The 12,084-nt window shown below is 69.2% G+C and carries 10 protein-coding genes and 1 pseudogene; 6 read left to right on the plus strand and 5 right to left on the minus strand.

Annotation, left to right across the window (positions count from 1 at the left end; all coding sequences use genetic code 11):
* Positions 1 to 509, minus strand: a pseudogene (locus tag OP18_RS46890) (hypothetical protein); the annotation flags it as partial.
* A 114-nt stretch (positions 510 to 623) separates the two neighbouring features.
* On the opposite strand from OP18_RS46890, the gene OP18_RS56395 reads away from it, so the two are divergent.
* Positions 624 to 1,871 (plus strand): sigma-70 family RNA polymerase sigma factor, encoded by a 1,248-nt coding sequence (locus OP18_RS56395; RefSeq protein ID WP_081971733.1) that lies wholly within the window; start codon positions 624 to 626, stop codon positions 1,869 to 1,871.
* Here OP18_RS56395 and OP18_RS46900 read toward each other — a convergent pair.
* Positions 1,847 to 2,380 carry a MarR family winged helix-turn-helix transcriptional regulator gene (locus OP18_RS46900; protein WP_063745778.1) on the minus strand — a complete coding sequence of 178 codons (534 nt, stop codon included), beginning with the start codon at positions 2,378 to 2,380 and terminating at the stop codon, positions 1,847 to 1,849. The genes OP18_RS56395 and OP18_RS46900 overlap by 25 nt on opposite strands.
* A 62-nt stretch (positions 2,381 to 2,442) precedes the next feature.
* Positions 2,443 to 4,086, minus strand: a complete 1,644-nt coding sequence (locus tag OP18_RS46905; RefSeq protein ID WP_052388404.1) for a phytoene desaturase family protein — start codon at positions 4,084 to 4,086, stop codon at positions 2,443 to 2,445.
* Positions 4,087 to 4,255: 169 nt separating this feature from the next.
* Here OP18_RS46905 and OP18_RS46910 point away from each other — a divergent pair, with 169 nt between their 5' ends.
* From OP18_RS46910 to nrfD, 4 genes are read left to right on the plus strand one after another with little or no spacing between them, the layout of a single operon-like run.
* Complete coding sequence (locus tag OP18_RS46910; RefSeq protein WP_211273891.1) at positions 4,256 to 4,561, plus strand: hypothetical protein; 306 nt, start codon at positions 4,256 to 4,258, stop codon at positions 4,559 to 4,561.
* A gap of 2 nt (positions 4,562 to 4,563) precedes the next feature.
* The gene (gene fdh / locus OP18_RS46915; RefSeq protein WP_033366742.1) at positions 4,564 to 7,818 is read left to right on the plus strand and encodes a formate dehydrogenase; all 3,255 of its coding nucleotides are present in this window, start codon (positions 4,564 to 4,566) and stop codon (positions 7,816 to 7,818) included.
* Positions 7,819 to 8,763 carry a 4Fe-4S dicluster domain-containing protein gene (locus OP18_RS46920; RefSeq protein WP_211273892.1) on the plus strand — a complete coding sequence of 315 codons (945 nt, stop codon included), beginning with the start codon at positions 7,819 to 7,821 and terminating at the stop codon, positions 8,761 to 8,763.
* The gene (gene nrfD, locus OP18_RS46925; protein WP_245635777.1) at positions 8,748 to 9,812 is read left to right on the plus strand and encodes an NrfD/PsrC family molybdoenzyme membrane anchor subunit; all 1,065 of its coding nucleotides are present in this window, start codon (positions 8,748 to 8,750) and stop codon (positions 9,810 to 9,812) included. Before OP18_RS46920 ends, nrfD begins: the two co-directional genes overlap by 16 nt.
* A gap of 95 nt (positions 9,813 to 9,907) precedes the next feature.
* On the opposite strand, the gene OP18_RS46930 is transcribed toward nrfD, so the two are convergent.
* Both OP18_RS46930 and ctaF read right to left on the minus strand, forming a co-directional pair.
* Positions 9,908 to 10,096: a hypothetical protein gene (locus tag OP18_RS46930; protein ID WP_033366744.1), complete on the minus strand. Its 189-nt coding sequence runs from the start codon at positions 10,094 to 10,096 to the stop codon at positions 9,908 to 9,910.
* On the minus strand, positions 10,066 to 10,425 hold the full coding sequence (gene ctaF, locus OP18_RS62790) for an aa3-type cytochrome oxidase subunit IV (RefSeq protein ID WP_211273893.1): 360 nt from the start codon (positions 10,423 to 10,425) through the stop codon (positions 10,066 to 10,068). Before ctaF ends, OP18_RS46930 begins: the two co-directional genes overlap by 31 nt.
* Positions 10,426 to 10,779: 354 nt before the next feature.
* Here ctaF and OP18_RS51745 point away from each other — a divergent pair, with 354 nt between their 5' ends.
* Entirely contained in the window at positions 10,780 to 12,081 is a 1,302-nt protein-coding gene (locus tag OP18_RS51745; RefSeq protein WP_211273894.1) for a cation:proton antiporter domain-containing protein, read from the plus strand.
* Positions 12,082 to 12,084: the final 3 nt, after the last annotated feature.

Below are 12,084 nucleotides of genomic sequence, written 5' to 3' on the forward strand. Positions count from 1 at the left end.
TATTGATCTTCTTCCCTCGACAAGAAGATGATCACCCAGGGGCTGTTTCCACGACCGACGGGGTCGACCACGTCGACCCCAAGGTTAAAAACCAAGCTAGGTCGCCGTGGGGTGTCCGTGCCGGTGAGCACACGGACCGAGTTCACCATCCCACGAGGCTGAACGCCTGCGGGGATCTTACTCCTCGGCGAGGGGCCGACGTCGTTGCGCAGTTCGAGGAGGTACTCCAAGCGCTCAACAGCCTTCTGTCGGCGCCCGACCCATGCACGGGCGTCAACCAGCCAGAAGCTACAGGCGAGCAACGCGCCCTCGCCGCCGGGCAGGCCGTCCACGCCGACCCCCGCAGCGCGGTAGCGCAGCAGTAGACCGTTGCTGCACAGGTCGCGCTGGATCGCCGCCGCGGTCCCGACGATGCGTGGATCGTCCCACGGCCCGGAACGCCAACGGTTCCGGAACGCCGCCGGCTCGCACAAGGTTCTCCCTCGCGGGTCGGACACAAAGATCATCATGCCCGCCAGCAGCGCAGACCGCACCGATCTGGGCGAGATGTTTGCACAGTGCACGCAAGGGTAGCGCGAGTCCTCAGACAGCCCGCACGAACGCCGACGAAAGGATCCGGCGACGTGAACGCCACCCTGCCCGAACGTTGCGACAGTCCGCAGGCGCCGTGGATGATCTGTGCCTGTGGCGATCCGGATTGCCGTACGGCCTTTGCCGAGCTTGCCTCAGTCGGGGCAGCTTCCGATGGCAGGCTACGAAACCAGCTGGTCGAGCGGCACTTGCGGTTGGCGTACTCCATCGCGGCGCGGTATCGATTCGACCCTCGGGTGCAGGACATCCGCCAGGTGGCCGCACTCGCGCTGGTCGAGGCTGTCGATCGGTTCGACCCGCGACGCGGCACACCGTTCTCCGCATTTGCGACGCCGACCGTCGCCGGGACGCTCAAGAGGTTTCTGCGAGACAATCGCTGGACCTTGCGCACCCCCAGAGGCGCCGGGGAGCTGCTGCTGCAGATGACGGCAGCTCGGGAAATACTCACCCAACGTCTCGGGCGCGATCCTCGGGACCGCGAGTTCGCGGGCGCATTGCAATGCACTGAGGCCGAGATCGTGTCAGTCCGCCGTATGGCACATGAGCAGCACATGCTGTCGTTGGACGGCCCGGCAACCGCCGGGGTCGGCGACCGTGCCGTCGGTGACACGCTGGCCGAAGGAGCAGATGCCCTGGCCGGCGTCGACGATCGGGAGGCGCTGTACACCGAGCTGCAGCGGCTGCCGGAGCGCCAGCTGCGCGTCGTCATGTTGTACTACTACGCCGACCTGACGCAGCGGGAGATCGCTGCACAGATCGGTGTGTCGCAGATGCAGGTTTCCCGGCTGCTGAAGTCGGCGCTGCAGCAGCTGCGTACCGGCATGCTGCCCGACGTCGACGGCGGCCCTGAGAACTGCGATTCGGCACAGCAACGACACATGCAGGAATCCGGCGAACGTGACGGCGAGGCCAGGACGGAGCCGCCCGCCGACGCTGCGCACGAACACGGGGAAGCAGCGCGAGCGCACCAGCCGGTCGTCGCCGATGCGGAACCAGACGCAAACGGACCATGCCGTAACCATGACGTGGCGCGGCAGGGTCACGGTCGTAGACCACAAACGGACTCGCGGAACCTCTCTCGCACTGTCGACCGAACCAGGTACAGGCCACCGAGCTCGGCGCGCCACGGTGGCCCGCCCAGACGCGCTGCGAGAGCAGCCACCGGTCGTGCCCGCTCGCCACATTGGCCGGTGCCCCGGCCTCCGCCGGCTGAAGCCTTCCACCCAATGCCCGTCAACCCGGTGGAACCGCTGGGTCACCCGCCGTCGGGCTCGTCGTGATCCCGACTGACGATCTGGGGCCAGCCCAGCCACCACTCGTCATCCGGAATCTCGCCGGCGGCAGCGGCGAACGCGCGCAACGCCGGCGCGACCGAGGGATGCCATACGTCGGCGGTTGCGGTGACGGTCGCGGTGAGTTGTTCTCGGCGGTTGATGGTGACCTGTTCGACGAGCCGTCGCCCGGCGGGCGTGAGTGTCAGCCGGACGACCCTGCGGTCTGTGGTGGGACGGGACCGTCGGATGAGACCTTTGCGGACGAGCCGTTCGCACATGCGGGTGCCGGTCGATGCGGCGACACGGAGCTCGGCGGCGATGTCGACGACCCGCTGAGGTCCGCGGGAGGCGAGCACCACCAGAGTTCGGTACTGCGGCAGGGTCACGTCGGGGTCGATCTCCGCCAGGGAGCGGGCCGCTATGCCGACCAGCGCCCGGCTGGCGGCCAGCAGGGCATCCACCGCGCCGGCAGTGTCGCGGTCGGCGCTGTCGGCGTCTGACACTCCCCGCTGCACCAGCCGATTCTGGCACAGCAGGTCGGGTACAGCCTGGCAACGGCTCTGGGCCGGTGACTGGTTCAATGATCAGGCGGTGGCATGGTGGCCGGCGGAAGCACGCCACGGTCCGGACCGCTGTAGACGGCGCGAAGTGCCAGCCGGACGGCCAGCGACCGCGCGGCGCCGCGAATGCCGTGGTGCAGCAGCGCCGCCTTGGCGGCGTTGCTGCCCGGCCCGCCGTGCACTCCGCCGCCGGGGTGGGCGCCGGCACTTGCCAGGTACAGGCCCCGGATCGGTGTCTCCGCGCGGCCGAGTCCGGTGACCGGGCGGAACACCAGTTCCTGGTAGAGCTTTGTCGTGCCACCGTTGATGGCTCCGCCGACCAGGTTGCCGTCGGCGCCGGCCAGTCCGGCCGGGGTCTGCACCACCCGGTTCGTGACCCGTTCCCGAAAGCCGGGCGCGTGCCGCTCCAGGACCTGCTCGACCGCGTCGGTCTGGGCGCGCAGTGCGTCGACGTCCATGCCCAGAGCGCGCGGGAGGTGCGTGTATGCCCACAGGACTTCGGTGCCCGCAGGCGATCGGCTCTGGTCGGCGGTCGTCATCTGTCCGAGCAGGATGAAGGGCCGTTCGGGGCGCCGTCCGGTGGTCAGTGCGGCTGCGTAGTCGGTGAGACCGTCGAGGTCCGTGCCGAGGTGCACGGTGCCGGCTCGGCCGGCCTCCGCGTTCGTCCACGGCATCGGCGCCGAGAGGGCCCAGTTGAGCTTCAGGGTGGCCGGGTCCCAGGCGAAGCGTCGCAGATCGCCGACGAGCCGGTCCGGCAGCTGCTCGACACCGACGAGCTGCAGGTAGAGCGTGGGCACGTCCACGTCGGCGAGCACGGCGCGGCGAGCGACGATGATCTCGCCGGACACCGTACGGACCGCGTTCGCGCGGCCGTGGTGCACCAGGATGCGCTCCACAGGTGCGCCGCAGCGCAGCACACCGCCGACGGTGTGCAGCCGGTGCACCAGCGCCTCAACAAGCTTTCCCGAGCCGCCCTGCGGAACCGGGAAACCGAAGCGCTGCCCCGCCATACTCATCAGCCAGCCGAACACGCCGCTGCCGGGTTCGTCGGCGGCCATGTCGGAATGCAGAGCGGAGCCGGCCAGCAGCAGGCGGGCGCCTTCGCCCCGGAACTGTTCCTCACCGAGGCGACGTACGGGAAGGGTCGCGAACCTGGCGAACCGCAGCAGGTCCGCCACGCCGAGCCGGCGCAGCAGTCCGAGCCCGGCCCGAACCGGCGGAAACGGGCGGAAGAGCGCCTGCAGCACGTCGTCGCCGATGCGGTCCCAGCGTTCGACGAGGCCCGTCCAGGCGGCACCGTCGCCGGCGGCGAACGCATCGACCGATGCTGCGGTCTGCTCCAGGTCGCGGGACATGACGACCGTCCGGTCATCCGGGAGAACATGGGCGAGGACCGATGGGGCATGAGACCAGCGCAGCCCGTGTGCCTCCAGATTCAGGGCCCGCAGGACCGGCGACGCGGCACCGAGCGGGTAGAAGGCGCTGAAGTGGTCCATGGTCAGCCCTGGGCCGAGCAACTCGCTCGAGCGCACCGCCCCACCGGCGACATCCTCAGCCTCGAGGACGACGACCCGCCAACCCTCGCTCGCCAGGAGGTTCGCCGCGACCAGACCGTTGTGGCCACCGCCGACCACAACAGCATCATAAATTTGCGGTGTCATCCCCGCACATCTTCCCCAAACCTGGCGGATGACGCGGCAAACTTCGCTCGGATTCGTCAAGCACCGAAGCTGCCGTCCTCGTGATGGCCTGTTTGGCGGCACGAGCGACGGGTAGCGGCGCTGCCGGCCGTTGATTGCGGGGGTGAGGTCGTTGCCGGGCAGAAGGCAGGTGTTGAGGCTGCTGGCGGAGGGCTGCGACTACGATGAGGCCGGACACCGGCTCAGAATTCCACTGGGCCAGGCGTACCTCATCGCCACCGGAGTCCCCGCTGACGGTGGCGACACCGTGACCTGCGCGCAGCGAGACCGCCCCGGGATGCTCCGGTCGAGTTCCCAGCGGCTGGTCAACCCGAATCACAGCAACCCGACCGCACGCGAGGACGTCCACGCGTGGATCCGCTGGCGCGTCCAGACCGATCCGCAGATGCGTGACACGGCGCGCCACCGTGTCGGGGCTGACGCTGAAGGAGACTGACTGTGCGGCTGCCGTCACGCCTGCCCATCTGGCCCGTCCTGCGCCAGCTCAAAGGCCCGGACCGACTGGGAAAGGGCTCAGCGGTGAAGTCTGCGGCAAGCCGCGCGCTCGAGCCCCGTACCGCCTCCGCTGACCGCGTCGTCAAGTCCGTGTGTCCGTACTGCGGGGTGGGCTGCGCTCAGAATGTGTACGTGCGCGAGGAGAAGGTCGTGCACATCGAAGGCGACTCGGATTCGCCGGTCAGCCGCGGAAGGCTGTGCCCGAAGGGCGCTGCGAGCCTGCAGCTGACCACCGGCTCGGGCCGGCTGCACACGGTACTGTACCGCCCGCCGAAGGGCACCGAGTGGCAGAAGCTCGATCTCGACACCGCCATGCGGATGGTCGCGGACCGGGTCGTCGCCACCCGCGCCGAAACCTGGGAGTGGGAGCAAGACGGTGCACGGACCGCCCGGACCATGGGTCTTGCCAGCCTCGGCGGCGCGACGCTGGACAACGAGGAGAACTATCTCATCAAGAAGCTGCTGACGGCGCTCGGCGTGGTGCAGATCGAGAACCAGGCGCGGGTGTGTCACAGCTCGACGGTGGTGGGCCTCGGCGCGTCGTTCGGCCGTGGCGGCGCGACGACCTTCATGCAGGATCTGCAGCACGCCGACTGCATCATCATCGAAGGCTCCAACTTCGCCGAGGCGCACCCGGTCGGCTTCCAGTGGGTGATGGAGGCGAAGGCGAGGGGCGCCACCGTCATCCACGTCGATCCGCGGTTCACCCGGACCAGTGCTCTGGCCGACCTGCACGTGCCGATCCGGGCGGGCACCGACGTCGCCTTTCTCGGCGGCATCATCAACCATGTCCTGAGCACCGACGCGTACTTCCAGGAGTTCGTCCTGCACTACACGAACGCCGCCACGATCGTCGGTGAGGATTTCCGCGACACGGAGGATCTCGACGGGCTGTTCTCCGGCTTCCAACCCGACACGCACCACTATCAACCTGACAGCTGGCAGTACGAGGGCATGACCGTCACCGCAGCTTCAGGCCAGCGCGACCAGGAGTACCAGCGAAAGTCCCGCGGTGGCCACTCGATGAGTAGCGCCGGACGGGGTGAGGCGCACGGCGCGGGCGGCGCGGCGATGCGGGGCAGCCCGAACCGGGACGAAACCATGCAGCACCCGCGTTGCGTCCTGCAAATCCTGAAGCGTCATTACGCCCGCTACACCCCCGACATGGTCGAGCGCACCTGTGGCATCCCGCAGGACGTGTTCCTGCGTGTCTGCCGGGAATTGGTGGAGAACTCCGGCCCGGAGCGGACCAGCGAGTTCGTCTACGCGGTCGGGTGGACCCAGCACACGGACGGCTCCCAGTTCATCCGGGCGGCGTGCATCCTGCAGCTGCTGCTGGGCAACATGGGCCGGCCGGGCGGCGGCATCCAGGCACTGCGCGGGCACGCCAGCATCCAGGGCTCCAGTGACATCCCGACCTTGTTCAACCTGCTGCCCGGCTACATTCCGATGCCGCATGCGCATGCGCACGAGACGCTGGACGCGTTTATCGCCGCGGACGCCGCCAACAGCGGCTTCTGGGCCGAGATGCGCTCGTACCTGGTGAGCTTGATGAAGGCGTGGTGGGGCGGCGCCGCCACGCCGGACAACGACTTCTGCTTCGACTACCTGCCGCGGCTCACCGGTAGTCACAGCACCTACGACACGGTCATGGAGCAGCTCGCCGGCCGCTGCAAGGGCTACTTCCTGCTGGGGGAGAACCCGGCTGTCGGTTCGGCCAACGCGAAGCTGCAGCGGCTCGGCATGGCGAATCTGGACTGGCTCGTGGTCCGCGACTTCAGTCTCATCGAGAGCGCGACGTGGTGGAAGGACGGCCCGGAGATCGAGACGGGAGAGCTCCGCACCGAGGACATCAGGACCGAGGTGTTCTTCTTCCCGGCCGCGGCACACACCGAGAAGTCCGGCAGCTTCACCAACACCAACCGGATGCTGCAGTGGCACCATGCCGCCGTCGAACCGGCCGGTGACGCCCGCAGCGACCTCTGGTTCATGTACCACCTGGGCCGGATCATCAGGGAGAAGCTCGCCGACTCCACCGATCCCCGCGACCGTCCCGTCCGCGATCTGACGTGGGACTACCCGACCGAGGGGCCGCAGGACGAACCGGTCGCCGAGGCGGTGCTCGCCGAAATCAACGGTTGGAACGCGAACGGTGACCCCCTGTCCGCCTATACGGAGCTCAAGAGCGACGGATCGACGGCGTGTGGCTGCTGGATCTACTGCGGCGTCTACGCCGACGGGATCAACCAGGCCGCCCGGCGCAAGCCCGCGGAGGAGCAGGACTGGATGGCGCTGGAGTGGGCCTGGGCTTGGCCGGCGAATCGGCGCATTCTCTACAACCGTGCCTCCGCCCGTCCGGACGGGCGTCCGTGGAGTGAACGCAAGAAGCTGGTGTGGTGGGATGAGGACGCCGGGCGGTGGACGGGCTTCGATGTGCCGGACTTCGAGCCCACGAAGCGGCCTGACTACCGGCCTGCCGAAGGCGCCACGGGTGTCGCGGCCATCTCCGGCATCGACCCGTTCATCATGCAGGCCGATGGAAAAGGTTGGCTTTTTGCGCCGGCCGGAGTCACCGACGGCCCGATGCCGACGCACTACGAGCCACAGGACTCGCCGGTGGCGAACCCGCTGTACGGCCAGCAGCGCAGTCCGGCGCGAATGGTCTATCCACACGAGCACAACCGGTACCACCCGAGCGGACGCGAGCCGGGCAGCGAGGTGTATCCGTACGTGTTGACAACGTTCCGGCTGACCGAGCATTTCACCGCGGGGGGAATGAGCCGAAACACCCCGTACCTCGCCGAGCTGCAACCCGAGCTGTTCTGCGAGGTTTCCCCGGAACTGGCCACCGAGCGAGGGCTCGAGCATGGTGGCTGGGCGACGATCGTGACGGCCCGAAACGCCATCGAGGCCCGCGTCCTGGTGACCGAACGGATGACGCCGCTGCCCGTCGGCGGCCGTACGGTGCATCAGATCGCGCTCCCGTTCCACTGGGGCCCCAACGGCTACAGCCACGGCGACGCCGCCAACGAGCTCAGCTCCATCTCCCTGGACCCGACCTCACACATCCAGGAGGTCAAAGCGCTGTCTGTAGACATCCGTGCAGGGCGCCGGCCACGCGGACCGGCACGGGTGCAGCTGGTGCGGGCATATCAGGAACGGGCCGGGATCACCGAGCACACCGGAGCGGAGGCATAGATGGTCAACCTCGATCTGCGCGGGATGCTCGAGCGGTCCGACAGCTACCGTGAGGACGACCAGCCGCCACGGGTCGGGTTCTTCACCGACACCAGCGTCTGCATCGGCTGCAAGGCATGCGAGGTGGCGTGCAAGGAATGGAACGCCGTCCCTGAGGACGGTCTCACCTTCACCGGCATGTCGTATGACAACACCGGCGGGCTCGGCGCCGACACCTGGCGGCATGTCGCGTTCATCGAACAGCCGCGGCGGCTCGGCCGGCAGGAGAGCAACCTGGCGGTGACCGACGTGCCGGCCGCGCCGGTGCACCGTCCTCCCGTGTCGCTGGGTATGCCCGGGTCCGGTCCACCGCAGGACACCGTCGGCACGGTCGCCGACATGGACTTCCGCTGGCTGATGTCCTCCGACGTGTGCAAGCACTGCACGCACGCGGCGTGCCTTGACGTGTGCCCGACCGGAGCGCTGTGGCGCACCGAGTTCGGCACCGTCGTGGTGCAGGAGGACGTCTGCAACGGCTGCGGCTACTGCGTGCCGGCCTGCCCGTACGGCGTCATCGACCAGCGTAAGGACGACGGCCGCGTCTTCAAGTGCACGATGTGCTACGACCGGCTCAGTGTCGGCCAGGAGCCGGCATGCGCCAAGAGCTGCCCGACCGACTCCATCCAGTTCGGTGACCTCGATGAGCTGCGGGAGCGCGCGGCACAGCGGGTGCAGCAGCTGCACGATGGTGATGTCACCTCGGCCCGGCTGTACGGTCACGACCCGAACGATGGCGTGGGCGGCACGGGAGCGTTCTTCCTGCTGCTCGACGAGCCCGAGGTGTACGGGCTGCCACCGGACCCGGTCGTCACCACCCGCGACCTGCCGGCCATGTGGAAGCACGTCGGTCTTGCCGCCGCCGGCCTGCTCGCGGGTCTTGTCGCGGCCTGTTGGAGGAAGCAGTGAGCCAGAAGCGGAACGGGACGCTGACAGCGGCCTGGACGGGCGTGCCGAGCGACGACGACCCTGCCCTGCCGCCGGAGCGCCGGGCGGTCACCGGGTCCGGTGGCCGCTGGCGGCGCCGCAGGCAACGCGGTGAACGGCTGATGGTGCCGAAGGCGGAGTTCCGCTCGTATTACGGGCTGCCGGTGCTCAACCAGCCCACGTGGAAAGCTCCGGACATCGCCGGATACCTGTTCCTGGGCGGGCTGGCTGGTGCGTCCTCGGGTCTTGCCGCCGCCGCGGAGTTGACTGCACGTCCCGACCTGGCAAGGGCGGCCCGGATAGGCGCGGTCGGCGCGTTGGCCGGCTCGCTGTACGGGCTGATCCACGACCTCGGCCGGCCCGCCCGGTTCGTGAACATGTTGCGGGTGTTCAAGGTGACATCGCCGATGAGTGTCGGATCGTGGCTGCTCGCCGCGTACGGACCGCAGGCGACGCTTGCCGCCGCGAGCGCGGTGACCGGTCGGCTGCCGATGCTCGGGCGGGCAGCGGGTATCGGCGCAGGTGTGCTCGGGGTCGGCGTGGCGACCTACACTGCGGCGCTCATCAGCGACACCGCAGTGCCGGTCTGGCACGACGGGCGCCGGGAGCTGCCGTATCTGTTCGCCGGTTCGGCTGCCGCCTCGGCCGGCGGGCTCGGCCTGCTTGCCGCGCCACTGTCCCAGGCAGGTCCGGCCAGCCGGATCGCCGTCGCCGGCACGCTCGTGGAGGTGCTCGCGGCCAAGGTGATGCAGCGCTGCCTCGGCCCGGTCGCCGAGCCACTCAAGGACGGCCCGAGCGGCCGGCTCCTGCGGTGGGGCGAGCGGCTCGGCGTGACCGGAGCGGTGCTCGGCGCCACCGCTGGCCGGCGGTCACGGCTGGCTGCAGGGGTTGCCGGCGCTGCGCTGCTCGTCGGTTCCGCGTGCACCCGGTTCGGCCTGTTCCGGGCCGGTCAGAAATCGGCGGCCGATCCCCGGTACACCGTGCGGCCGCAGCGTGAGCATCTGGAGCTGCGAACGGACCAACGGCCATGATGCGGCGGGTTCGCGAGTATCTGCCGCTTGCTGTCACGGTCGTGGCCACCTGCGTCGCCGCCGTCGTTGCAGGGCGCCCGCGCCGCCGGTGACGCTCAGTTTGACACGTCGCCGAGGGTGAACGCCCCGATGGTGGAGACGGTGTTCAGTGCGGTGAAACCGTCGTCGGGCAGGTTGTCGGCGTAGCGGCGGGGCATGCCGGAGGTGCCGCTCCAGTGCTGGACCAGGAAGGTGGTGTGGAAGCCGACGAAGGTCAGCCGGCCGCCACTGACTGACCGCGACACCTTCCGCGCCCGCCGCGACGGACAGGGCGATGCCGAATTGTCACATGCCGGACGGGGCGAAGAAGCCGACCGGTCCCGCACCGTCGGCGATCTCGGCGATCTCGGCGATCTCGGCGTCCGGTCGGTCGTCGGGTCGGGGCAGGGATGTGTCGGGACACCAGCCAGCAGTATCCGGCGCACATCAGGCTCATGCCGCCGGACAGTCCGAGCGTCATTGCGCCGGCCCATTCCGGGTGGCCGTGCCCGCCCGAGGGCCACCACACGTAGAGGATCGTGGCGGCGGCCAGGGCTGCCGCGATCGTCCCGAACACTTTGTACTCGGTGTGCAACGGCTGCTTCTCGGGTCTGTGCCGGCGGCGACGTCGCCACTTGGCCGGGCCGGGTTCCAGGTGCTGTCACGCTGTCGGTGCGCAGACAGCCGAATGCGGGGGCGCTCAAACGTCCGGGATGCCGTCATCGAGACGTCGTGATTGGTGCCGGGCCGACCGGGCAGTGGGCAACCATGGGCGGCGTCACGTCATTCGGATGGGTGGTGGTCGGGACCTCGCTGGTCGTGATCGCGGCGATCTTCTCCAACCGCGTCAGCGCATGGATCCGGGTTCCTGCCCCGGGCGCTGTTCCTGATCGGTGCCGCGGTCGCGTCGGACCTCGTCCCCGCACTCGGCGCGCTGATGGTCGCTCATGTGCAGGATGTGGTCACGGTTGCGCTGGTCGTGATCCTGTTCGAGGGCGGGACGCACATCGGTTGGCGGCGGTTCCGTTCAGCGGCCGGAGCGATCGTCTGGGTCGGCGTCGCCGGCACGGTCGTGACCGCGGCTGCCGTGGCCACTGTGGCACATCTGCTGTTCGGGTTCGGCTGGCAGGCCGCGCTGCTGCTGGGCGCTGCACTGGCCCCGACCGATCCCGCCGTGGTCTTCTCCGTCCTCGGTCGCCGGGAGGTGATCGGCCGCTCCGGCGTGCTGCTGGAGGGCGAGTCCGGAACCAACGACCCGGTCGGCATCGCGCTGATGATGGTCCTGCTCGGGTCCGCCGGCGGCAGCCTCATCGGTCGGATCGGCGCGGGTGCCGGGGAGTTCGCCCTGCAGCTCGGCATCGGCGGCCTGATCGGCGTCGCCGGAGGTTGGGGCCTGCGGTGGCTGATGCAGCGAGTCCCGTTGCCGAGCGAGGGTCTCTACCCGCTGCGGACCCTGGCGTTCGGCGGTCTCGTGTACGGACTCGCGACAGTAGTGCACGGATCCGGGTTCCTCGCGGTGTTCGCTGCGGGCGTCGTCATCGGTGACATCAACGCACCCTACAAGCGGGAGGTCGAGCGGTTCCTCTCGGCGACGTCCAGCCTGGCCGAGGTCGTCGCCTTCGTCGTGCTGGGCGTCACCGTCGGCCTGAACGATCTTGGTGGCGCGGTGTGGGTCGGCGTCGGCATCGGTCTGCTGCTGATGTGGGTGATCCGCCCGGTGCTGGTCGGTCTGGTGCTGTGGCCCGTCCGCCTCCGTCTCGGCGAGCGGGTGTTCGTGCTGTGGTCCGGGCTCAAGGGCGCGGTGCCGATCCTGCTGGGCACGTTCGCCGTCAGTTCCGCCGTCGCCGGCGCTGAGCGGATCTATGAGGTCATTTTCGTCGTGGTGGCGCTGTCGGTGATGGTGCAGGGCACGACGGTGCCGCTGGTGGCGAGATGGCGCCGGGTGCTGATGCGGGTGGTCGAGCCTGAGCCCTGGACGCTCGGCATGCGGTTCCGGGAGCGGCCGGCTGGGGTGCGCCGGTTCACGGTGCAGGCGGGCGCGCCGGCGGACGGTGCCGCGATCGGCGGCCTGCGGCTGCACGAGGATGCGTGGATCAGCCTGGTGAGTCGGGACGGCCGACCGGTTCCGGTGAAACGCGACACGGTCCTGCAGGCGCGTGACGATGTCCTGGTCATCGTCGGCGCTGACGAACCGGCCGTTCGCCAGGTGTTCTGCGGGCCGGTCGAAAGGCGTCGCAGGTCGACCCAGTGATGG

This window comes from Dactylosporangium aurantiacum, from assembly GCF_000716715.1.
Classification (GTDB): domain Bacteria; phylum Actinomycetota; class Actinomycetes; order Mycobacteriales; family Micromonosporaceae; genus Dactylosporangium; species Dactylosporangium aurantiacum.

What these genes read in the sequence shown, in the direction of transcription:
- OP18_RS46905 (WP_052388404.1), bottom strand. Translation starts at nt 4,086, where the DNA reads ATGACACCGCAAATTTATGATGCTGTTGTGGTCGGCGGTGGCCACAAC.
- OP18_RS46920 (WP_211273892.1), top strand. Translation starts at nt 7,819, where the DNA reads ATGGTCAACCTCGATCTGCGCGGGATGCTCGAGCGGTCCGACAGCTAC.